This is a genomic window from Acetobacter sp. UBA5411, from assembly GCF_002409645.1.
Lineage (GTDB): Bacteria > Pseudomonadota > Alphaproteobacteria > Acetobacterales > Acetobacteraceae > Acetobacter.
The window spans coordinates 80644-103015 of record NZ_DHNR01000001.1; the positions used below are offsets into that span (position 1 = coordinate 80644).

General features: G+C 58.1%; 17 protein-coding genes. 8 read left to right on the forward strand and 9 right to left on the reverse strand.

What is annotated here, in order from left to right; all coding sequences use genetic code 11:
- Window positions 1-24: 24 nt before the first annotated feature.
- The 4 genes from B3759_RS00380 to B3759_RS00395 form a co-directional block, all read right to left on the reverse strand.
- Window positions 25-2634: a mechanosensitive ion channel family protein gene (locus B3759_RS00380; protein ID WP_291362564.1), complete on the reverse strand. Its 2610-nt coding sequence runs from the start codon at window positions 2632-2634 to the stop codon at window positions 25-27.
- 91 nt (window positions 2635-2725) lie between these two features.
- Window positions 2726-3334: an RDD family protein gene (locus tag B3759_RS00385; protein ID WP_291362567.1), complete on the reverse strand. Its 609-nt coding sequence runs from the start codon at window positions 3332-3334 to the stop codon at window positions 2726-2728.
- Window positions 3335-3337: 3 nt separating this feature from the next.
- A complete protein-coding gene (argJ, locus tag B3759_RS00390; protein ID WP_291362568.1) occupies window positions 3338-4573 on the reverse strand; it encodes a bifunctional glutamate N-acetyltransferase/amino-acid acetyltransferase ArgJ in 1236 nt (411 codons plus the stop codon).
- Between the two features lie 156 nt (window positions 4574-4729).
- On the reverse strand, window positions 4730-5704 hold the full coding sequence (locus B3759_RS00395; RefSeq protein ID WP_291362570.1) for a peptidylprolyl isomerase: 975 nt from the start codon (window positions 5702-5704) through the stop codon (window positions 4730-4732).
- 257 nt (window positions 5705-5961) lie between these two features.
- On the opposite strand from B3759_RS00395, the gene secA reads away from it, so the two are divergent.
- From secA to B3759_RS00425, 6 genes are all read left to right on the forward strand, one after another.
- Window positions 5962-8682, forward strand: a complete 2721-nt coding sequence (secA, locus tag B3759_RS00400) for a preprotein translocase subunit SecA (protein WP_291362572.1) — start codon at window positions 5962-5964, stop codon at window positions 8680-8682.
- A 169-nt stretch (window positions 8683-8851) separates the two neighbouring features.
- A complete protein-coding gene (locus tag B3759_RS00405) occupies window positions 8852-9601 on the forward strand; it encodes a YebC/PmpR family DNA-binding transcriptional regulator (protein ID WP_010667593.1) in 750 nt (249 codons plus the stop codon).
- Between the two features lie 64 nt (window positions 9602-9665).
- Window positions 9666-10586, forward strand: a complete 921-nt coding sequence (locus B3759_RS00410) for a glycosyltransferase family 9 protein (RefSeq protein ID WP_291362575.1) — start codon at window positions 9666-9668, stop codon at window positions 10584-10586.
- Between the two features lie 220 nt (window positions 10587-10806).
- Window positions 10807-11562: a DUF4422 domain-containing protein gene (locus B3759_RS00415; RefSeq protein WP_291362577.1), complete on the forward strand. Its 756-nt coding sequence runs from the start codon at window positions 10807-10809 to the stop codon at window positions 11560-11562.
- Between the two features lie 167 nt (window positions 11563-11729).
- Window positions 11730-13052: a dihydroorotase gene (locus tag B3759_RS00420; RefSeq protein ID WP_291362579.1), complete on the forward strand. Its 1323-nt coding sequence runs from the start codon at window positions 11730-11732 to the stop codon at window positions 13050-13052.
- 120 nt (window positions 13053-13172) lie between these two features.
- Complete coding sequence (locus B3759_RS00425) at window positions 13173-13547, forward strand: hypothetical protein (protein WP_291362581.1); 375 nt, start codon at window positions 13173-13175, stop codon at window positions 13545-13547.
- A gap of 139 nt (window positions 13548-13686) precedes the next feature.
- Here the strand turns inward: B3759_RS00425 and kdsA are convergent, their stop codons facing one another.
- The 4 genes from kdsA to tpiA all read right to left on the reverse strand — a co-directional run bounded on the left by kdsA (window position 13687) and on the right by tpiA (window position 17546).
- Entirely contained in the window at window positions 13687-14526 is an 840-nt protein-coding gene (gene kdsA / locus B3759_RS00430; protein WP_291362583.1) for a 3-deoxy-8-phosphooctulonate synthase, read from the reverse strand.
- Complete coding sequence (locus tag B3759_RS00435; protein WP_291362585.1) at window positions 14523-16154, reverse strand: CTP synthase; 1632 nt, start codon at window positions 16152-16154, stop codon at window positions 14523-14525. Before B3759_RS00435 ends, kdsA begins: the two co-directional genes overlap by 4 nt.
- Before the next feature lie 225 nt (window positions 16155-16379).
- Window positions 16380-16745 carry a preprotein translocase subunit SecG gene (secG, locus tag B3759_RS00440; protein ID WP_291362587.1) on the reverse strand — a complete coding sequence of 122 codons (366 nt, stop codon included), beginning with the start codon at window positions 16743-16745 and terminating at the stop codon, window positions 16380-16382.
- Window positions 16746-16796: 51 nt separating this feature from the next.
- Complete coding sequence (gene tpiA, locus B3759_RS00445) at window positions 16797-17546, reverse strand: triose-phosphate isomerase (protein ID WP_291362589.1); 750 nt, start codon at window positions 17544-17546, stop codon at window positions 16797-16799.
- Window positions 17547-17805: 259 nt separating this feature from the next.
- Here tpiA and B3759_RS00450 point away from each other — a divergent pair, with 259 nt between their 5' ends.
- Both B3759_RS00450 and trpE read left to right on the forward strand, forming a co-directional pair.
- The gene (locus B3759_RS00450) at window positions 17806-19749 is read left to right on the forward strand and encodes a peptidylprolyl isomerase (protein ID WP_291362591.1); all 1944 of its coding nucleotides are present in this window, start codon (window positions 17806-17808) and stop codon (window positions 19747-19749) included.
- Window positions 19749-21272, forward strand: a complete 1524-nt coding sequence (gene trpE / locus B3759_RS00455) for an anthranilate synthase component I (protein ID WP_291362593.1) — start codon at window positions 19749-19751, stop codon at window positions 21270-21272. The genes B3759_RS00450 and trpE overlap by 1 nt, the downstream gene beginning before the upstream one ends.
- 128 nt (window positions 21273-21400) lie before the next feature.
- On the opposite strand, the gene B3759_RS00460 is transcribed toward trpE, so the two are convergent.
- A complete protein-coding gene (locus B3759_RS00460) occupies window positions 21401-22237 on the reverse strand; it encodes an MOSC domain-containing protein (RefSeq protein ID WP_291362595.1) in 837 nt (278 codons plus the stop codon).
- Window positions 22238-22372 lie beyond the last annotated feature (135 nt).

Sequence of the window (22372 nt, forward strand, 5' to 3'; positions counted from 1 at the left end):
AGGACGGCTTTGGTCAGGTCTGCGTCAGCTTTTGTCATGATCAGGTTTTTCCGCAGAGTCCTCAACAGGTTTGTCTGACTCTGTTGCAGGCGAGGGGGGAGTATTCACGTTCGCAGCATGCCCGTCAGTCGGAGTCTGGAGCTCTCCCGAAATGGCGAGTGAGGTGCCCGGTGCGGATGCCGTGTAGGAGGTCGGAGTATAGAACTTGATGTTCGCAGCCGCCATGCGATTGGCGATCCGCTTGTAGAATTCGCGCTGGACTTTCCACTTCATCATGGCGGCGGTCCGGATGGAGCCGACCATCACCGCACCGTTGGAATCAGACTTGTCCACACCAAGGTCGTTGTAATCGGAGTAGATGATCGTCTTGAACGCATCCTCCTTGCGCATCTCCTTGACGGTGTCCGCCATGACTTTCACCACGCGCGGAATATCCTCGGACAGATCGACCGTCTGATTGACGATGATCTGGTTGAAGTCGCGTCCGGTGTTGGCGATGGATGTGACGGAGGAGAACGGAATGATGTGTAGATCGCCATTGATCGCACGCACGCGCACGGTCCGGATGGAGAGATGCTCGACTGTTCCGGACACACCGCCCGTGGTCACCCAGTCACCTACCTGAATGGCGTCTTCAACGAGCATGAAGAAGCCGGTGATGAAGTCCTTCACCAAGCTCTGGGAACCGAAGGCGATGGCCGCACCCATGATACCTGCACCAGTGAGCAGCGGTGCCACATTGATGCCGATCTGCGAGAGGCTGGTGACCAGCACGATGATGATGATGAGCGCCAGCATGACGGTACGAATGATCGGCAGCACCGTCTTAAGACGGGTCGCACGCATGCCCTGACCGGTCTTGCTGAATTTCTCCAGCTGACGGTTCAGGAGGGCGTTGACCACTTCCCAAATTGTCGCAGCGACCGACAGCGCGACCGCAAGCGTTACGACCGCACCAAGCAGACGGGAACCGAGCGGGCTGGAGAAGAAGAAGTGAACGCTGTTGATGCCCCATGATTCAGTCAGGCCAACAAAACCGACGAACACGATCAAGGCCGTCAGCGCACCGCGCACGAAGGGATAGTAACGGTCCGCACGTTCCTGAATTTCAGGGTGCTTCTGGGCAAGCTGCGGATCGATACGGAACAGACGATCCTGCCAGCCATAAGCCAGCACAGCGAGAAGGCGGGTCACGGCGACGATGAGAACCGTCAGGAACGTCGTGCGCAGAATCCAGTCATATCCGCCACGAAGATGGGCAGCCCAGACAAGCCACAGCGCCGCATCCAGAAAGAGCGCCGGAATCCACCAGAAATGCGCCAGCGTGAGCATGAACGACCAGAAGCCATTCTTGATCTTCGCCTGTTTGGGCGTGATGGTTTTCGCAACGATGGGACGAAGTCGCCAGATGAAGATGGCGATGAGAATGTGCTCGATCAGAATGACCGCGCGGATCATCGCTTCCGTGCCGCGGTTGGAAAGGTCGAACTCTCCACCCAGTACGGACAGGCAGACGACGATGGACGGCGCGGCGACAAGGAAGTTCCACCAGCGCGTCAGCATACGTGCCGTGCTGTCGGACACCGGCGCCAGACGGATCATCGGAGAACGCGGAGCCAGTGCCGATTCCAGAAGCACGAACAGGAAACGGGCAACCGCGTAGGCTTCAGCCAGAGTTTCCGTAACGGTTTCCGCCTGTGCCGTGTCGGTGGCGAGAGCCGAGCCCGCCATGGCCACGCCCAGAAACAGAAGAACAGGCAGTAGCTTGAGCCCGAAATGTCCCAGCGCGTATGGCACACGGGACAGGAATTTCAGTGTCTCGATCTGACGACGCTGGTCATCCGCACGGGTTTTGAGAGTGTTGATTTCCTCTTTCTGGTCGCCGTTCGCTTTCGCCAGAGCCGCCGCTTTTATGTCGGCGTTCTGATCAGCTTCATCCTTGGCGATATCAGCATCAGCGGGATCTTGCGCCGGCTGGGAAGCATTTTCCCGTTTCTCACGCAGTTCCGCACGGAGAGTTACGCTACGCAGGGGTTTGCGAAGGAGCAGAGATGTGCCCCATTCAACCAGCATGGCGACGATAATCACCAGTCCGGCGCGCCAGAATGTGCCGAGAAGCAGTGCGCGGGTCTGTGGATTGGAAATTTCCGCGTCGAACCATGTTCCGACTGTTTTCAGATCGGAGAACAGTCCCAGAAAGTTACCGAGATAGCTGCGGAGAGTCAGCTTCAGGGAGGAAACGCTGGACATCAGATCGCTGTGAAGGACCACCGCGTTCTGGGACACCACGGCATCGCCAGTTGCCGCCGGAGCGGCTGGCTTCGCAGCCTGTGGTGTCGCGGAAACCCCCTTCGCCATGAGGGAGAGGGTGTGGGTAAAGTCGTCTCTCTGCTTCGGATCGTTCAGCACATTCAGCAGTTGCTGTGCTTCCTTGGGAGAAAGCGCGGCATTATTGCCGGAAGGAGCTGGTGCAGCCTTGCTGTCCGCCGCCAGAGCGCTGTGCGTGACGGGAAATATCAGCAGAGCGGCGGCAAAAAGCCAGCAGATCAGGATGTTCAGGGAGAGGTTTCGTCGCGATGATGATCGCTCAATGACCGGGGTGATGGAACGATGATCCGCGTTATTCACCTGCATCCTGTATTCACCTCATATGGGTTTTGTTGTCTGTTTTTTGGTACGAGTCTTGCTGATCCGGATCAAGGGAAGTCCGGATCAGGGATAAATGTCAGCCAGCGCCGTCAAAGCGCACGATCCGTTCCCGGCGTAGAACCAGCGTGCGGGCGACCATATCGTGCAGTCCCTGTTTACGCGGGGTAAAGGCGACCATGATCACGCCAATGAACAGGACGGGAAAAGATACGAACATTTTGACCAGATTGCGGACGAGAGACCGCAACAGCGAGATGCGATTTCCCGCCAGGTCACTGACACGCAGTCCCAGAACCAGCTTTCCGAGTGTGCCGCGAAGCGGCGAGGCTTCGAGCAGAACGAAGTAGAGCAACTGGAACAGCAGAAAATGCGTGCCCGTGTCGTGGACCTCCACATGCGGCCACGGCATGTGAAAGCTGGAGGAAAAATCGGTGTCTCGAAAGGCGACCTGATAGGACGGGGTGTCACCCTGCCACTCTTCCAACCGGATGGTCGGCAGCGTGAAAATGCCGACGACAAGACTGACAACACTCAGCAGAAAGTAATCCAGCACGGCGGCGGCTGTGCGCACCCAGAAACCGGCATAGGCCAGCATCCGGCCATCGGGCGTCAGACTGCCTGCTCCGCCGACAATGCCTGTCTGCACAGGCGGCGCACCCCAGCCGGGAGGAAGAGAATCAGACATGAATCAGCTCCTGTAAGAGCCATTGATATCGATGTAGCCATGCGTCAGATCGCAGGTCCAAACGGTCGATTTGCCGTCGCCGAGACCCAGATCCACGTCGATATCGATGTCCTGCCCCTTCATGTGGGCAACAACCGGCGTTTCATCATAGCCTTCGACAACCGTTCCCTCGCGGGCGATGGTGACACCACCGATCGCAACAGCCAGCAGGTCGCGATCCGCTGGCTCGCCGCATTTTCCGACAGCCATGACGACGCGTCCCCAGTTGGCGTCTTCCCCTGCAATGGCGGTTTTGACTAGCGGGGAGTCAGCAATGGCCTTCGCAACGGTACGGGCGGACTGATCGGATACAGCGCCGGTTACGCGGACACGGATCTGCTTGGTAGCGCCTTCACCGTCGCGGACCACCATCAGCGCCAGTTCAAGCAGCAGGTCGTTGAGGGCTTTTCGGAAGGCGGCAAGACGAGGATCATCAGCGTTGTTCACGGCCTGATTGCCGGCTTTTCCTGTTGCGAAAAGCAGCACCATGTCAGAGGTCGAGGTGTCCGAGTCGACCGTGATGGCATTGAAACTGTGGACCGTGCCGGAGGACAGCATGGCTTGTACGACCGAAGCCGGGAGGGCCGCGTCAGTCGCGACGAACGAGAGCATCGTCGCCATGTCGGGAGCGATCATGCCGCTTCCTTTGGCGATGCCCTGAATGGTCACGGGAACACCGTCGATCTCTGTTTTCCGGACGGCCGCCTTGGGGAAGGTGTCGGTCGTCATGATGCCGCGTGCCGCCGCTTCCCAACTGTTTTCGGTCAGAGCTCCATGCAGGGCGGGGAGGGTCGCTGTGATACGATCGGCAGGAAGCACCTCGCCGATGACGCCGGTAGAGGCAAGAAAGACTTCCGTGGCAGGGCAGCCAGCCAGCTTGGCTTCTGCTTCCGCTGTGGCCCGGCAGGTTTCAACGCCAGCCTTGCCTGTGAAGACATTGGCGTTACCGGCGTTGACTACGAGCGCCCGGGCCAGACCTCCCTTGAGCGCCGTGCGTGACCAGTCCACCGGCGCTCCGGGACATTTCGACTTGGTGAACACGCCGCCAACCGTCGTTCCGGCATCGAATTCGGCGACGACCAGATCTGTGCGTCCCTTGTAGCGGATGCCCGCAGCCACAGCGCCAAGGCGCACGCCCGGAACGGTGCCGAGAGCAGGCAAAGGCGAGGCGAGGGGAGAGACGGGCAGAGGCTGGGCCATCGGGACGAACCTTGATGCAGGGATGGGACGGCAGGACCAACAGTCCTGAAATCTGGAAAAGCAGGATGTAAACGAAAAAAGGAAGAACGCCGAGGAGACGTTCTTCCTTTGTCTTTACCGCAAGCTGTCAGGGGAGGCCATAAGGCCCCCGACTGATTATTTCGCGGGAGAGGCTGTCGGGTTGCCAGCGATAGCAGGCTGCGCACCTTCCGGAACCGGCTTGCCGTCAGGACCAAAGCGGACGATCTTCACGGCGGAAGTGGCCTTATCAACCGCAGCGCGGACGTCCTGCTGGATCAGCTGCTGACGGATCTTGTCCTTGACTTCGTCTTCCTTCGGCACCGGCACCGTGCGGTCGGCCAGAACCTGAATGACGTGATAGCCGAACTGGCTCTTCACCGGTGTCTGGCTGTAGGTGCCCGGCTTCATGGCGAAAGCGGCGTCAGAGAAGGCCGGAACCATGTCGCCTTTCTTGAACCAGCCAAGGTCGCCGCCATTGTTCTTGGCGCTGCCCTTGTCGGTCGAGAGGCTCTCAGCCAGCGTGCCGAAGTTGGCGCCGCCCTTGAGCTTCTTGATGACGTCCTGAGCTTCAGCCTCGGTCTTCACGAGGATATGGCGCGCATGCACCTCTTTCTCGGGAGTCTTGTTGGCGTAGTTCTTCTGGTAATAGTCGTGAATTGCCGCGTCCGTCAGCTGGGGCACAACCTGACGGGACAGCCATGCATTCTGGAGAGCCGTGTTGGCGGCGGCTTCCATAGCGGTTTTCACTTCAGCATCGTTCTGAAGGTTATCCTTGCGCGCCGCAATCTGGATCGCCTTCTGATCGACGGCCTGATTGACCAGCATCGGGAAGATCATGTTCTGCGGCAGCTGACGAAGCTGCGGCGGCATGTTGGCCGCTGACTTGCGGATGTCGTCGAGCGTAATCTTCTCACCGTTGACGGTGGCGATCACGCTGTTCGGGTCCATCGGGGCCTGGGCAGGAGCGGGCTGCGCGGCTCCACCAGCTGCCGGTGCTGCAGACGCTGGCGCATCAGCCGCATGTGCGCCGTGCACACTGACAGAGGAAAGGAGGGTGGAAGCAAACAGGGCTGTCGCTGCAAAAAACGTGCCCGAGCTGGAAAAACGCATTAGTAAGAAACCCAGTGTGAACAGAATGGGCGCATCATGGCCGACCCGGAAGACACCCGCAAGGGCATGACGTAAGTCTGTTTTGTTAAGAAATAGCCACTTTCCGGAGGGCGTGTCGGGGCCATCGGTTGACCCTGAGCAATGGCGGCTTTATCTGAGGGAGCGCACACCGTCGGCTTTTCGGTCCCTGTCTGTGCTCCAGATGCAGGGCAGGAACGCGGGGTCGGCTCCGGGTGTGCTGTTCCGGAAAGGTCTTCATGTTCGCCTCGCTTGCTCGCGCCCTCTTCGGCACCGCCAATGACCGTTCGCTCAAAGCGTTCCAGCGCCGTGTACCTGAAATCAATGCGCTCGAGCCAAGTGTCGCTGCGCTGGATGACGCCGCTCTTGCCCATAAAACGGTAGAGTTCCGGGAACGTCTGGCTCAGGGCGAAACACTGGACGGTCTGCTGCCCGAAGCCTTCGCCGTTTGCCGGGAAGCCTCGAAACGCGTGCTGGGAATGCGTCACTTCGACGTGCAGCTTATTGGCGGCATGGTCCTGCATTCCGGAAAAATCGCTGAAATGCGTACCGGTGAAGGCAAGACCCTTGTTGCGACGCTGGCGGTTTATCTCAACGCGCTGAGCGGCAAGGGCGTGCATGTCGTTACGGTCAACGATTATCTGGCCCGCCGTGATGCCGAGGAAATGAGCAGGCTTTACAGCTTCCTTGGGCTGACGACTGGTACGATCGTGCCGAACCTGCCGGATGAGGCGCGTCGTGCGGCTTATGCCTGTGACATTACCTACGGCACGAACAACGAATTCGGTTTCGACTATCTCCGTGACAACATGAAATACCGGCTGGACGAGATGGTCCAGCGGCCTTTCAATCACGCCATCGTCGATGAAGTCGATTCCATCCTGATCGATGAGGCCCGGACTCCGCTCATCATCTCCGGTCCGGCAGAAGACAGTTCAGAGCTTTATCGTGCCGTGGATGCGGTCATGGCCGAACTGGTCCGCGACCCGACGACTTACGATAAGGACGAGAAACTTCGCACGGCGATCCTGACGGAAGCTGGATCTGACAAGGTGGAAGAGCTGCTGCGCGCGTCTGGCGTGCTGAGTGATGGTGGTCTGTATGATGTGCAGAATGTGGCGGTTGTCCACCATGTGATGCAGTCGCTTCGCGCTCATACGCTATTCTCGCGGGATGTCGATTACATCGTCCGCGACGGCAAGGTGACCATCATTGATGAGTTCACCGGCCGTATGATGGATGGCCGTCGTTATTCGGACGGTCTGCATCAGGCTCTTGAGGCGAAGGAGCATGTCGAGGTCCAGCAGGAAAACCAGACGCTGGCCTCCATCACCTTCCAGAACTACTTCCGTCTCTATCCCAAGTTGTCCGGTATGACCGGCACGGCGATGACGGAAGCAGATGAATTCGCGGAAATCTACAAGCTGGACGTGGTCGAGATTCCAACCAATCTCCCGGTCGCCCGCAAGGACACCGATGACGAGATCTATCTTGACGAACCGCAGAAGTTCGCTGCTGTCGTCAAGCTGGTTGAGGAAGTCCACAAGGGCGGACAGCCCATCCTTGTCGGCACCACCTCGGTCGAGAAAAGTGAAGCGCTTTCGGCGCTGCTGAAGCGGAACAATATTCCGCACAATGTGCTCAACGCGCGTTTCCACGAGATGGAAGCGGCGATCGTGGCGCAAGCGGGTGCGCCAGGTGCGATCACCATCGCCACGAACATGGCTGGCCGCGGCACGGACATCAAACTCGGCGGCAATGTCGAGATGCGGATCCAGCAGGAACTGGGCCACATCACTGATCCCGCCGAACGCGAGGCTGCCGAGCAGGCCATCCGTGACGAGGTGGCGAAGAATCAGGCCATCGTGAAGGCTGCGGGCGGTCTGTATGTGATCGGCACCGAACGTCATGAGAGTCGGCGTATCGACAACCAGCTTCGTGGCCGCGCAGGACGTCAGGGCGACCCCGGAAACTCACGGTTCTTTGTCTCGCTTCAGGATGACCTGATGCGGATCTTCGGATCTGATCGCATGACCGGCATGCTCCAGAAGATGGGCATGCAGGACGGCGAGGCGATCGTGCATCCGTGGCTGAACAAGGCCCTTGAGCGCGCGCAGAAGAAGGTCGAAGCCCGTAACTTCGATATGCGCAAGAATACGCTCAAGTATGACGACGTCATGAATGACCAGCGTAAGGAGGTTTACGCCCAGCGCCGTGAATTCATGATGCAGGACGATGTCGCGTCGCTCATCGTGGAAATGCGTGAGGAAGTGATCCTTTCTCTCGTTGATCGTTACATCCCGGAAAAGGCGTTTGCCGAACAGTGGCAGACTGCTGAACTGACTGAAGATGTGAAGCGTATCTTCAATCTCGATCTGCCGATCGCCGAATGGGCGACGGAAGACGGGATGGACAAGGAACAGGTCGCCGTCCGGATCGAGGATGCAGCGGCACAGGCGCAGGCTGTCCGAACCACGAATTTCGGCCCGGAGATCATGCGGTATCTGGAAAAGCAGATCCTGCTGACCACGTTCGATTCCGTCTGGAAAGAGCATCTGCACGCACTGGATCAGCTTCGTCAGGGCATTGGTCTGCGGGCCTATGGCCAGAAAGATCCTCTGAACGAATACAAGCATGAAGCCTTCCAGCTTTTCACCTTCATGCTTGATGAGATGCGTGAACGCGTGATTACGCTTCTGGCCCGTGTGGAGATGGCACCGCCGCCGGAGCCGCATCCTCTGGAAGGTATCGGTGAGTTTCATCCCGATCCTCAAGTCGAGGGTTACACTTCGGAACCGGCGCAGTACACGGGCGCGCCAGCCGCCGTTACTGCGGAACCGCCGACCAGCGGCGCCATTCTGCCGGAAGATCCGTCCACATGGGGCGAGACACCGCGTAACTCGCTGTGTCCTTGCGGTTCGGGGCTGAAATACAAGCATTGTCACGGGCGACATGTCTGAAGCCCGTTCTGGACATCCTCCGGGGCGCTGAAGCCGCCGGATAGAAGACGCTTCCCTCCGGGCGCTATGTCGCTCGGGGAGTTTTCTGGCGGACGTCAGTCCCCATCGGTCCGGCCCCGTATAAGCCGACATTCATCCAGATATATTCAGTCAGAATGAGGACAGCGAGATGGCAGGCCATTCGCAATTCAAGAACATCATGCACCGTAAGGGTGCGCAGGACGCCAAACGCGCCAAACAGTTTGCCAAGGTGATCCGTGAAATCACGGTTGCTGCACGGTCCGGCCTGCCTGATCCGGCGGCCAATCCCCGTCTGCGTGCGGCGATTTCGGCGGCTCGTGAAGTCAACATGCCGAAAGACACTGTCGAACGGGCGATCAAGAAGGCGACCGGAGCCGGTGGTGGTGATGATTACGCCGAAATCCGTTACGAGGGCTACGGTCCGGCTGGTGTCGCCGTGATTGTCGAGGCCCTGACGGATAACCGCAATCGCACGGCCAGCGAAGTGCGCGCTGCGTTCTCCAAATACGGCGGTTCGCTGGGTGAAATGAACTCGGTGGCCTTCATGTTCAAGCGTCTGGGTGTCATCACCTATCCGGCCAGCGTCGCCAGCGAAGAAGAGATGCTGGAAGCTGCGATCGAAGCCGGAGCGGACAACGTAGTTTCGACCGAGGAAACGCACGAGATCACCTGTGAGGTGGAGTCCTTCTTTGCTGTGCGTGATGTTCTGGAGCCGAAGTTCGGTGAGCCTCTTTCGGCAAAACTGGACTGGCGTCCCGAGAACTCGATTGAGCTGGACGAGGAAAAGGCCCGGACGGTTCTGAAACTTCTCGATGTGCTTGAAGACAATGACGACGTTCAGAATGTCTATGCCAACTTCGACCTATCCGAAGAAGTGGCTGAAGCTCTCTCTGCGTAATCCTTTCGCATCGCGGCCCAGTTACTCCCTTGAGGAGTCTGGGCCGCTGAACTGAAGCCGGTCCATGCGCATCCTCTTCATCACCGCAACACGCCTCGGGGATGCCGTCATTTCGACGGGGCTGCTCAATTATCTGATTCAGGCCCATCCTGACGCAAGATTTACGGTTGTCTGTGGTCCGGTCGCAGCAGGGCTGTTTCAACGCATGCCCCAGCTTGACCGGGTCATCGTGATGACCAAGCGGCCTTATGACCTGCATTGGTTCGATCTGTGGAAACAGTGTGTCGGGACGCGCTGGGATCTGGTTGTCGATCTGCGTGGATCGGCTATCAGCCTGCTTCTGCGGACACGTGCCCGCCGGATCATGCGGGGAGGGCGGCGACCCGGAGCACGTATTGCTCACGTTGGCGATGTGTTGTCTTTATCGCCTCCGCCATTACCTGTCGTCTGGATCAATGAAGAGGACAGGAGAGTGGCCAGGACGGTTTTAGGCGATGGGGATGTGGTTGCTTTTGGTCCGACAGCCAATTGGGAAGGAAAGGTCTGGCCTGCATCTCACTTCGTGGCGCTCTGGTCTCGCCTTCAAAAGATTTTTCCCGAGAAAAAATTGGCGGTGTTTTACGGTCCGGGTGAAACGGAACGCGCTCTGGCAGCACCGGTTCTGGCCATTCCCGGTGCGATTGATGCAGGCGGACGGTTCTCTCTCTCCGAAACCGCTGCGATGCTCCAGCGGTGTTCGTTTTTTGTTGGTAATGACTCTGGTCTGATGCATCTGGCCGCTGCTGCTGGCACGCCGACCTTGGGGCTGTTTGGTCCGTCACGGAGCAGTGAGTATGCGCCATCCGGGGATTGTGCTGAATGGATTGCGGCGCCGGGACCCGAGGGTGCTGCGCCAATGAATGGCCTCACGCCTGACAGGGTGACTGACCGCATTGTTGGCATGTATCAACGTTTTGGAAAGACAGCTCAATTACCTGTTTCCTGATCGGAAGATATCATGGTGATGGGAACGCAGACTTCTTGTCTGCTTGACAGACATAAGCGTGCTTTCAATTGTGTCATATAGTTTCTGATCGATGTTTTTCTCCAACAGGGGAGAAATATTCCCGTCTTGTTTCAGTTCAGTTTTCATCAGCATTTCAATTGTAAAACAGAAGCCGGCGGCGTAAATACACGTCTGAAAAAAGATAAGGGCGGATTCAGTAATGAGTTTGAAGATATATGTAGCCGGACACAAGAAGTTCTGTCCGCCTTTTGACGCGACTTATGTGCCCATCATTGGTGGTATGAGCACACGTGAAAACAAGGACGAGCTTGCTGATTATATCGGTGACGATACCGGAGACAATATCTCAAGCCTGAACAATATCTTTTGTGAACTGACAGTTCAATACTGGATCTGGAAGAATGATCACAGTTCAGACTTTGTTGGTCTGAATCATTACAGAAGATATTTTTCGAAAAAAGACCGCGGAACCAATCTGTATTACAAATACATGAATGACGTAAAAGTTGTTTGTGAGGGTGATGAGATTGCTGCTGGAGATGATTTCGATTTTTCCAAAGTAGATATGATTGCTCCTCTTCGGCATCATGGCGAACCTGTTTTGCGTCAGTATGCGCGGCATCATGTTCTGGACGATATGCTGCTGGTCAGTGAGCAGATCCGGGCTATTCAACCTGATTACGTGAATGCCTGTGATTTCTATTTCAATAACTGCGATTATTTTCATCATACAAATATGATTATCGCCAGAAAAGAAATATTCGATGCCTACTCAGAGTGGCTGTTCAGTCTTCTGATGCCGCTTGCTGATAAGAAATTCTTTTCGAATTATGATAACTATCAGAAAAGAGTTATGGGATTTCTTTCTGAGCGTCTTTTGTCAGTCTGGATTCTTAAAAACAGACGCGATTTTGCTATCGAAGAAAGAGGCTTTGTTCAGGTAAGAGAGTTATAAAATAAACAAAATCCCCCCCAGTAATGATAGGGAAAATCCAGAAAGTTGTTTTGATGCAGCTTTCTGGATTTTTCGTTTTGAGGTGAAACCCTCTGAACCAGAATGGGGGATACATACAGAAGATCTATCTGTTATCCTTGCTGTGAGTGTTACAGAAAGAGACGACAATGCACTACGACCTGATTATCCGGAACGGCATCTGCATCCTGCCCTGGGGCGAGGTGAAAACAGATGTCGGTGTCGTAGCAGGACGTATTGCAAGCATCGACGTCCCCTCTGCTGCTGAAGCCCATGAAGTCATTGATGCGCAGGGTCTGCATGTGTTGCCCGGACTGATCGACGCGCATGTGCATCTGCGCGATCCGGGTAATCCGGCAGTCGAGAGCATCCCGACGGGCACGAAAGCTGCGGCTCTCGGCGGTATCGCCACCGTGTTCGACATGCCGAACACCAATCCCGCCGTGACGAATGCTGAAATGCTGCGTTGGAAGCAGGAATATGCTTCCCGTGAGTCCTACACCGATTTTGCATTCTATGTTGGTGCAACACGTGAAAACACCAAGGATCTTGGTGAGTTTGAGAAATTTGACGGTGTCTGCGGCATCAAGGTGTTTGCCGGATCTTCTACTGGCAATCTGATGATCGAGGATGACGAGGGGATTGAGGCCGTTCTGCGCCACGGTCATCGTCGTGTCTCTTTTCATTCCGAGGACGAATACCGTCTGCGCGCCCGGAAAACCCAATTCGGTCAGACCGGCATGCCGTGCTGCAATCACAGCATCTGGCGTGATCCGGAGTGTGCCTTTCTCGGCACGCGTCGCATCACGGCGCTGTCCGTGAAAACGGGGCGGCCGGTGCATATCCTGCACACCTCCACGGAAGAGGAATTCAAGTTCCTCGAGAGCTATCGTCATCTCGTCACAACGGAAGTGCTGGCCAACCATCTGACGCAGATCGCCCCGGAATGTTACGACCAACTCGGGAATCTGGCCGTAATGAATCCACCCATCCGTGAAGAGCGGCATTTCGAAGCAGCGTGGCGTGCCCTGCAGAACGGGATGGTCGATGTGGTCTCTTCCGATCACGCGCCGCACTCGCTGGAAGCCAAAGCCAAACCGTGGCCTGAATGTCCGTCCGGCATGACGGGCGTGCAGACGCTCGTGCCACTGATGCTGGATCACGTGAACGCAGGCCGCCTTTCGCTCACGCGTCTGGTGGACGTGATGGCTGCTGGTCCGGCCCGCGTGTATGGCATGATGGCGAAAGGCCGCCTGTCAGTCGGTTATGATGCTGACTTCACGCTTGTGGATATGAAAGCCGAGCGCCGGATCACCAATGACTGGATCGCCACCCCTGCAGGCTGGTCGCCGTTCGATGGCAAAGAGGTCAAGGGCTGGCCAAAAGCGACAATCGTCCGAGGAAAGATCGTGATGCGCGAAGACGAGATCCTTGGCGAGCCGCTTGGAAAGCTTGTGCGTTTTCTGCCCTGAAAAAGCCGCGACTTCGCCGCATAGGCTCATGGTTGGGCAGGACTGGTCCGAATCAACAAATGAGGCCAGTCTCCTGCCGATCATGCCAACAGAATCCGGCTCAGACCGGAAGGAACACGTATGAAAACGACGTTTGCAATTTGTGCTGCGGCTTCCCTGATGCTGTTCGGCGCTTCGGCGCACGCGGAAGGTCTCTGGACGGCTTCCGGTTGTGGCGCTGAGCCTTCAGCCCCGACGCTCGATGTGTCCAGCGTTGATCGCTACAACGCCAGCGTGGACAAGGCTGCCAGCTATGAGAAGGCTGCCCGTACCTACAATGCGTGCGTAGCCAAGGAAGCGACCCGTCAGCAGACGGTCATCAGCAACGAAGCCAAGACGAAGATGGAGCATATTCAGGAGGGTAGTTCAGCCGTCCAAAAGCGGATTGCCGCCAACTTTTCCAAGTTTACGACGCAGCTGAAGACGGCTGGCGCGAAACTCGGCAAGGCGCACTAACGTCAGAGAGAAGTTTTTGGTGAAGCCTTTTGAAAAAGCTTCAGAGAACGTCGCCTTTTTGAAAAAAGGCGACCTCCAAAAACTTCCCTTTGATTAAGCAGGTTGCTGAAACTGTCTGGCGCTCAAGAGAGTCGAAAAATCACTCACCCGCCGCCGTCTTGGCCAGTGCGTCAAACGCCTGAAGCTTGCGGATAACGGCGGGCATTTCCCTTAGCGGGATCATGTTCGGCCCATCGCTTGGCGCTGCATCGGGATTTTCATGGGTCTCAAGGAAGACGGCCGCAACACCAATCGCCACGGCTGCCCGCGCGAGAATGGGCGCAAACTCGCGCTGTCCACCCGATGCTGTGCCCAGTCCGCCCGGCTGCTGCACGGAATGCGTGGCGTCATACACCACCGGATAGCCGGTGCCTGCCATGATGGGCAGCGAGCGCATATCATTGACCAGCGTATTGTAACCGAAGCTGGTGCCACGCTCGCAAAGCATGATCCGCTCATTGCCGGTTGAAGCGATTTTCTTGGCCACATGGGTCATGTCCCATGGTGCAAGAAACTGTCCCTTCTTCACGTTGATCGCAGCACCGGTTTCACCCGCTGCCAGCAGCAAATCTGTCTGACGACAAAGAAACGCCGGGATCTGGAGCACATCCACAGCCTGAGCTGCAGGTGCACACTGTTCTGGAGCATGCACGTCCGTCAGCACCGGCACGCGGAATTGCTCACGGATGTCGGAAAGGATCTGTAGACCCTTGTCCATGCCAATGCCACGCTGCGAGCCGATGCTGCTGCGGTTGGCCTTGTCGTAAGAGCTTTTGTAGATCAGCCCGATCCCGGCCTCGCCACAGATTTCCGCCAGCGCCGCTGCCGTATCCATGGCGTGGGAGGCAGATTCGATCTGACAGGGACCGGCAATCAGCACCAGCGGCAGGCTGTTGCCGATTTCCAGATCACCAAGAAGGACTGTCTGCTGGAGGCTCACGCGTCTTTCGCCTTGTCAGCCGCCGCACCGATGAACCCGGAAAAGAGCGGGTGAGGTGCGAAGGGGCGGGAAATCAGTTCCGGATGATACTGTACGGCGACAAACCAGCGGTGATCCGGATATTCGACCACCTCTGGCAGAATGCCATCCGGGGACAGGCCTGAAAATTTCAGGCCAGCTGCCTCGATCCTGTCACGGTAATGGACGTTCACTTCGTAACGGTGACGATGACGCTCGCGGATGGTGGTCGTGCCGTAAATGTCCGCCGCGCGGGAGCCTTCCGTCAGTTTCGCCGGATAGCCACCAAGGCGCATCGTTCCGCCCAGTTCACCACCTTCACGACGGCGCAGCATTTCATTGCCACGCGCCCACTCGGTCATCAGACCGACCAGAGGCTCCTTGGCCGGGCCGAACTCGGTGGAAGTAGCGTCGGGGATGCCTGCCAGATTGCGGGCGCACTCGATGACAGCCATCTGCATGCCAAAGCAGATGCCAAGGAACGGAATGTTCTTCTCACGGGCATAGCGCACGGCTTCGATCTTGCCGCCTGCGCCACGCTCCCCGAACCCACCGGGGACCAGAATACCGTCCACACCGTCGAGACAGCTCAGCTTGGCCGGGTCTTTCTCGAACGTTTCGGCTTCCACCCAGTCCAGCTTCACCCGGACATTGTTGGCGATACCGCCATGGAGCAGAGCTTCATTCAGTGATTTGTAGCTATCGAGCATGGCCGTGTATTTGCCGACCACGGCAATCCGTACTTCGCCAGCAGGTTCACGGATGGTCTCGACAATCTTCTTCCAGCCGGACAGATCGGGTTCCTGATCGTAAGGCAGGTCGAAATAGCGCAGAACTTCCGTATCCAGACCTTCCGCATGATAGGACAGCGGGCATTCGTAAATCGTGTCGACATCACGCGCCGCGATGACGGCCTGCGGACGGACATTGCAGAAGTTCGCGATCTTGCGACGCTCATTTTCGGGGATCGGACGGTCACAACGGCACAGAAGAATCTGCGGCTGAAGTCCGACGTTCTGGAGCTCCTTGACGGAATGCTGCGTCGGCTTGGTCTTGAGTTCGCCCGCAGTCGGAATCCACGGCAGCAGCGTGAGATGCACGACCATGGTGTTCTCGACACCGAGGTCGTTGCGAAGCTGACGAATGGATTCCAGAAAGGGCAAGCTCTCGATATCACCGACTGTGCCGCCAATTTCCACGAGGCAGAAATCCAGCCCCTCGGTATCGGCGACCACGCGCTCCTTGATGGCGTCGGTGATGTGCGGGATGACCTGCACGGTTCCGCCGAGGTAATCGCCGCGCCGTTCACGGGCGATGACCTCCGAATAGACACGACCTGTCGTGGTGTTGTCGGCGCGCGTGGCGTTCACGCCGGTGAACCGCTCATAATGGCCGAGATCAAGATCCGTTTCGGCACCATCGTCGGTGACGAAGACCTCGCCGTGCTGATACGGGCTCATCGTGCCCGGATCGACGTTCAGATACGGGTCAAGCTTGCGCAGCCGGACCTTGTATCCACGAGCTTGAAGGAGGGCAGCAAGAGCCGCAGAAGCGATTCCCTTGCCAAGAGAAGAGACCACACCACCGGTGATAAATACGAACCGCGTCATGGAAGGTCTCCCTACACTGAGCGGGTAGGGGGAGGGAAGGGCTGAATTGCCTTCGTGTCTCCGGAAGATGATTTTCTCCGGAACAGATCATTTCCTTGTCAGGCAATGATGACGGACAGAGACGCAATTTTTGGAAAATGAAGAGCGGTCCGGCGCTGCCAAAACAAAAGCGCAGAAGAGTGAACTCCTGCGCTTCGTCTGAAACCGAAATGGAGAAACCGGGCGTTACGGGTGCTGGGCGGTTCCCGATGCATCCGCAGGCTGATTCTGCTGAGCCGGAGTGGTCGCTGCAGGAGCTGCTGGTGCAGTTGATGCCGCTGGTGGTGGAGCAGCGAGGATATCGTGGCCGCTGCCACCTGAAACCGCACCGCGATTCAGCACAGCCAGCATGAGGGACAACAGCATGAATGCTGTCGCCAGCCCGGCAGTTGTGCGGGTCAGCAGATTCGCCGTGCCGCGACCGGACATGAAGGAGCCCATGCCCTGCGACGAGCCGATGCCGAGACCGCCTCCCTCGCTGCGCTGGATGAGCACGACAGCAATCAGGGCGACGGTGACAAGAAGATGAAGGATCAGCAGGGCGGTGGTCATGGACTATCCGGTCGAGAGGTCAGAAAAACCAGGGACTGAAACGGGGACGTCTCAGGCCGTGGGGACGGCGCGAATGATGGACAGGAAAGCGTCCGGCTTCAGGCTGGCGCCTCCGACCAGAGCACCGGCCACGTCCGGGATGGAAAGGATCGAGGCAGCATTCCCCGCATCCACGGAGCCACCATACAGAATCCGCAGGGATTTGCCAGCATCGCCGAACTGACGCACCAGCTCCGCACGGATGAAGGCGACCGTCGATTTGATGTCGTCCGGCGTCGCTGCCAGACCTGTGCCGATAGCCCAGACCGGCTCATAGGCGACAATGCCGGTGAAACCATCCGGAAGGGAGCCCTTGATCTGCCAGCCGATCGTGTCTTCCGCCTCGCCGGACTGACGCTGATCCTCGGTCTCACCGATGCAGACGATTGGTGTCAGGCCTGCCTTTGCGGCGGAGACAGCTTTCTCACGCACGGTCTCGTCCACTTCGCCATGATCACGGCGGCGCTCGGAATGACCGAGAATGACATGGGTTGCACCGACATCCGTAAGCATGGACGGCGCGATGTCGCCCGTGTGAGCGCCCTTGTCGTCCTTGTGGCAGTCCTGCGCGCCCAGAGCGACGCTCGAGCCGTTTAGAGTCTGATGGACGAGGGACAGATGCGTGAAGGGCGGGCACACCACCACTTCGGCGCCTGAGACCGGCTGCGCCGCCAGACTTGCGGTGATCTGCTTTACGCGATCGACGGAGTCGGCGCTCAGGCCGTTCATCTTCCAGTTGCCGACAATGATGGGCGTGCTCATCGGAACGTCTCTCCTGTGATGTTCGGTCAGGGCGCCTTGCGGTGCTGCTCCGGCCTCTCCGGGTGATTGTGGGACTTGATCCCACCTGTTGGGATGCATGGCTACCCCATCGGGGTCCGGCCACGCAAGAAGGAGACCATTCTGGCCGAGAGTCTGTCCCGGTTCTGGTCAAGTCGGGATGGTATGAATATGGTGCTGCGCCCGGATACGGCACCCGGCCGTCTATCCACCTCTGCTTTATTCGCGGACCCGTGACTGTATGATTTCCTTCCTCCGCCGCTTTGTTGTTGAATCCTGGCTTGGTCGTATCCTCGCCATCGTCATCTTTCTGGCCTTCGTGGGCTGGGGTGTGGGCGATGTGCTGACCAATATGGCCGACGATCCCGCTATCGTCGCCAAGGTCGGCTCCCAGAAGATTACCACCCGTGATTTCGCGGCGGCTCTGCAGGCGGAAATGCCCCGCATCGCCCAGCAGATGGGGATGCCGGACGTGGCGCATATTCCCGCCAACGTCCGTCAGCCGATGGCCAATGAGATTCTTCAGCGGCTGGTCGGGCAGGCACAGGTGCTGGAAGCGGCGAAGGATTACGGTATTCAGGTGCCGGACAGCGCTGTGCGTGATGAGATTTTCGGCATGCCCTATTTTCAGGGCAAGAACGGTCAGTTCGACCGTCAGAAATTCAACTCGGCTCTGGCCAATGCCGGCATGACCGAGCAGCGCCTCATTGGGCTGGTGCGTGACGATCTGACTGCCCGCGCCGTTATGGAGCCGCTGTCCACCGGCGCGCATGTGTCGGATCTTGTGGTCAACCGCACCTACGGGTTCGAGACCGAGACGCATGTGCTGGACGTGCTCCGGGTTCCTTTTGCTTCACAGGCTGAGCCCACCGCGCCGGATGAGGCGAGTCTGAAGCGTTTTTACGACAACCATCCGTGGATGTTCCGCAGCCCGGAATACCGTCATGCCCGTATTGTGGTGCTGTCACCGGAGACCGTCGCCAATCAGGCGCCTCCGACGGATGAAGAACTTCATCAGCTTTATGACGCGCAGAAAGAGCGCTTCAATCAGCCCGAACTGCGTAGCGTACAGCTTGTGACATCGTCCGATCAGGCTGCCGCACAGGCTGTGATGACGCTCTGGAAAGGTGGAGCCGACTGGAACCAGCTTCAGACCTCCGCGAAGAACAGCGCAGCCGTTGAATTCAACGATGCCCGTCCGAGCGTGCTGCCTTCAGCCACACTTCAGAAACTGGTCTTCGGAGCAGAGCAGGGCAGCATTCAGGGGCCGGAAAAGACCGACACCGGATGGGTCGTGTTCCGCGTGATAAAAGTGACGCCGCCTCACGCCCAGAGCTTTGACGATGCGAAACCGACGCTGCGCGATGAAATCGCGAAGGTGAAGGGACCGGCCATGGTCAGCGCCAGCGTGCCGAAACTTCAGGATGCGCTGGCCGGAGGTGGAATGGACACCATCCCTGCCGATCTTGGCGCGGCCCCGGCGGCAGGCTTTCTGGATGCGAAAGGCATGACCAAGGATGGCACGTCTGCACCTCTTCCGGCCTCTGGCGAACTGCGTGACGCCATTGTCGCAAAGGTGTTCGAGCAGGCTAAAGGAGCAGCGCCTCAGTTGATTGAAGCGAAGACGCAGCCTCGTCAGGGACAGCCTCCCGCATCCCTTGGCTGGTATGCTGTCTCCGTCGATGACATCACACCGAGCCAGCCGCAGCCCTATGACGCTGTGAAGGACAAGGTTCTGGCGGCATGGAAAGAGGAAGCCCGTCATCACGAGGCCAATGAGGCGGCGACCGCGCTCTATGTTGCCGCTGGCCAGAAGGGTGGTGTGTCAGCAGTCGCCCCCACAGGCAGCGATCTACAGAAGGACGTGATGGTGTCGCGTGCCCGTCCTGTCGAAACCCTGCCGCGTGATCTGATGGGTATCGCCCTGCGGATGCCTGTCGGGCGCAGCGTTATGGTCGAGGACGACAAGGGCTTCATTGTAGCCACTGTTACGGCCGTGCGGCATCCTGATCCGAAGTCCGACGCAATCGGTATCGGTCGTGTGCGGGATGGCATGACTGAGTCGCTGTCGTCCGACATGACGGCCGCGTTCATTCAGAGCCTCGGTGAGCGCTACAAGCCGAAAATCATTGCTGCCGGTGCGCGTGCGGCCATGAGCGAGGCCGGCTTTGGAGATGGTTCGTAATGCGTCTCGCCACTCTTGATTCTCCCTCCCGCTCGGATTGCGCAGCAGCCTGGGCGCGTGGCGAAAGCAGCGTCGTTTTCGCCGTTGACGCCGCGGACCTGCTGACCCCCGTCGCCGCCTATATGCGGCTTGCTGCGATGGACGGCTCGGATGGGCGCAATACGCTGCTGCTGGAATCCGTCGAAGGCGGCGCAAGCCGGGGGCGCTATTCCGTCATCGCCCTGAAGCCGGACCTGTTGTGGCGCTGTCATGATGGCAAGGCGTCGATCAACCGGAATGCGATGACCGATGCCGATGCGTATGAGCCGGTTTCCGAAACGCCGTTGGACAGCCTGCGCAAGCTGATCAACGAAAGCCGTCTGCAACTCGATGACTGCCTGCCGCCGATGACGGCAGGCGTGTTCGGTTATCTCGGCTACGATATGGTGCGCCAGATGGAGCGCCTGCCCAATGCGCCGGTGGATGATCTCGGTTTGCCCGAAGCCATCCTTATGCGCCCCGGTCTGTTCGTCATTTTTGACACGGTCACGGACGAACTGATCCTTGCCGCACCAATCAGGCCGCGTGCAGACGATCAGCCAGACGCAGCCTTTGATCGCGCCAGCAAACTGATCCACGAGGCTCAGGCCCGTCTCGCCGCCCCGCTGACGGTGCCGCAGGAGCCGAAAGTGGAGGCGCTTGAGCCGCCGCGCTCCACCTACACGGAGGCAGAGTTTGAAGATGTGGTCCGGCGTATTCAGGACTATATCGCCGCCGGAGATGCGTTTCAGGTTGTCCCAAGCCAGCGTTTCTCGACGCCGTTCGGCCTGTCCTCGCTCGCGCTCTATCGTTCCCTGCGCCGGATCAATCCTGCGCCGTTCCTGTTCCACCTGAATCTCGGTGGTTTCTCTCTCGTCGGGTCGTCACCGGAAATCCTTGTCCGTCTGCGTGATGGCAAGATGACGGTGCGTCCGCTGGCCGGAACCCGTCCGCGTGGTGCGGATGCGGAAGAGGACAAGCGTCTTGAGGAAGAACTGCTGGCCGACGAGAAGGAACGCGCCGAGCATCTCATGTTGATCGACCTCGGCCGTAATGATGTCGGTCGTGTCAGTATCACTGGTTCGGTGAAGGTGACGGAGAAGTTCATCATCGAACGTTTCAGTCACGTCATGCATATTTCCTCGAATGTCGAGGGGATGCTCAAGCCGGAACTCGATGCTCTCGACGCTCTTGTCGCCGCTTTCCCGGCAGGCACGCTGACGGGCGCACCCAAGATCCGTGCGATGGAAATCATCGACGAGGTAGAGCGCACCCGCCGCGCGACCTATGCCGGGTGCATCGGGTATTTCGGTGCGGGCGGTGACATGGATACCTGCATCGGTCTGCGTATGGCGGTCGTGAAAGACGGCATGATGTACGTGCAGGCCGGATGTGGTGTCGTGGCTGACAGCGTGCCGGAACTGGAATGTGCGGAAACAAAGCACAAGGCGAGGGCGCTGTTCCGTGCGGCTGAGGATGCTGTCCGGATGGCGACACGCGGCTGAGGGGTAGAGAAAGCTTCTCTGTTGATCAGGTAAAATACAACAAGCCGGGATCAAAGGGACTGTGTCCCTTTGTAGGGCCGGTGCAAAGCTCCGCAAAACACGCTCGCGGTTTGCGATCCACCCAGTCGTTACAAAGAGCCAGAACGCTCGACCGAAGCTAGCTGCATCTCCAGAATCTCCACTTCATCTCCCACAGCAACCGTCCCCGTTTGCTCCACCAGCGCATTCTGGCCGAACATAACGCCGCCTTCCTGCTTTCTGAAAAGAGCCAGAGTGGCCAAGGGCTCTTTCCGGTCAGGAATGACGCCCGTATCCTGATCCACGGTTGTCATCACACAACGTGAGCAGGGCTTCACCAGACTGAGTTCAGAGCCGCCAATCCGTATCTTCGCCCAACGATCTTCTTCCCACGCTTCCGCGCCGGACACGACAAGATTGGGACGAAACCGGTCCATTGGGACCGGTGCAGCCAGACGGCTGTTCAGATCATCGAGCGAGGCCAGCGTTGTGACCAGAATAGGAAAGCCGTCGGAAAACGAGTTTGTAAAAGCCAGATCCTGCCACTGGCGACGGCGGTCGTGCTCCGGATGGGGCATGTAAACCAGACGGCAGGGCAGACCGATCGCTTCCGAGAGCCATTGCGCGGTGTTATCGCCCGCATCGAGAGCCTGAACCGTGTCCTTCCATACCGTGACCATGACAGGGTGTGCCGGCTCCGCAGGTCGCTTGACCATCAGTTCCGGCTGACCATCGTGAGTGAGACGCAGCCCCTCCATCGTGACTGTGACGTGCAGTGTCGCCATCACCGGATACTTCCGCTGGGTAATGAACTGCCCATCATGATCAACGATCATCCAGCATCGGTCGTTTTCCGGTCCCCATGGACAGAGCAAAAGTTCCCGCATTGAAAGACCATGCAGGCTTTTCACGGGATGGATGTGAAGAGAGTGCAAAATCAGTCGCATGAGACACTTTCAACAGATTTCAGAAGTGCAACGATCAGTCCTGTCACAAAACTATCACTGAATCTTTGTGGGACGGGTTGGCTACGGCGTGTCGCCAGTTAAGCCCTGAGTGTGACGCCTGAGGGTTGTACTTTC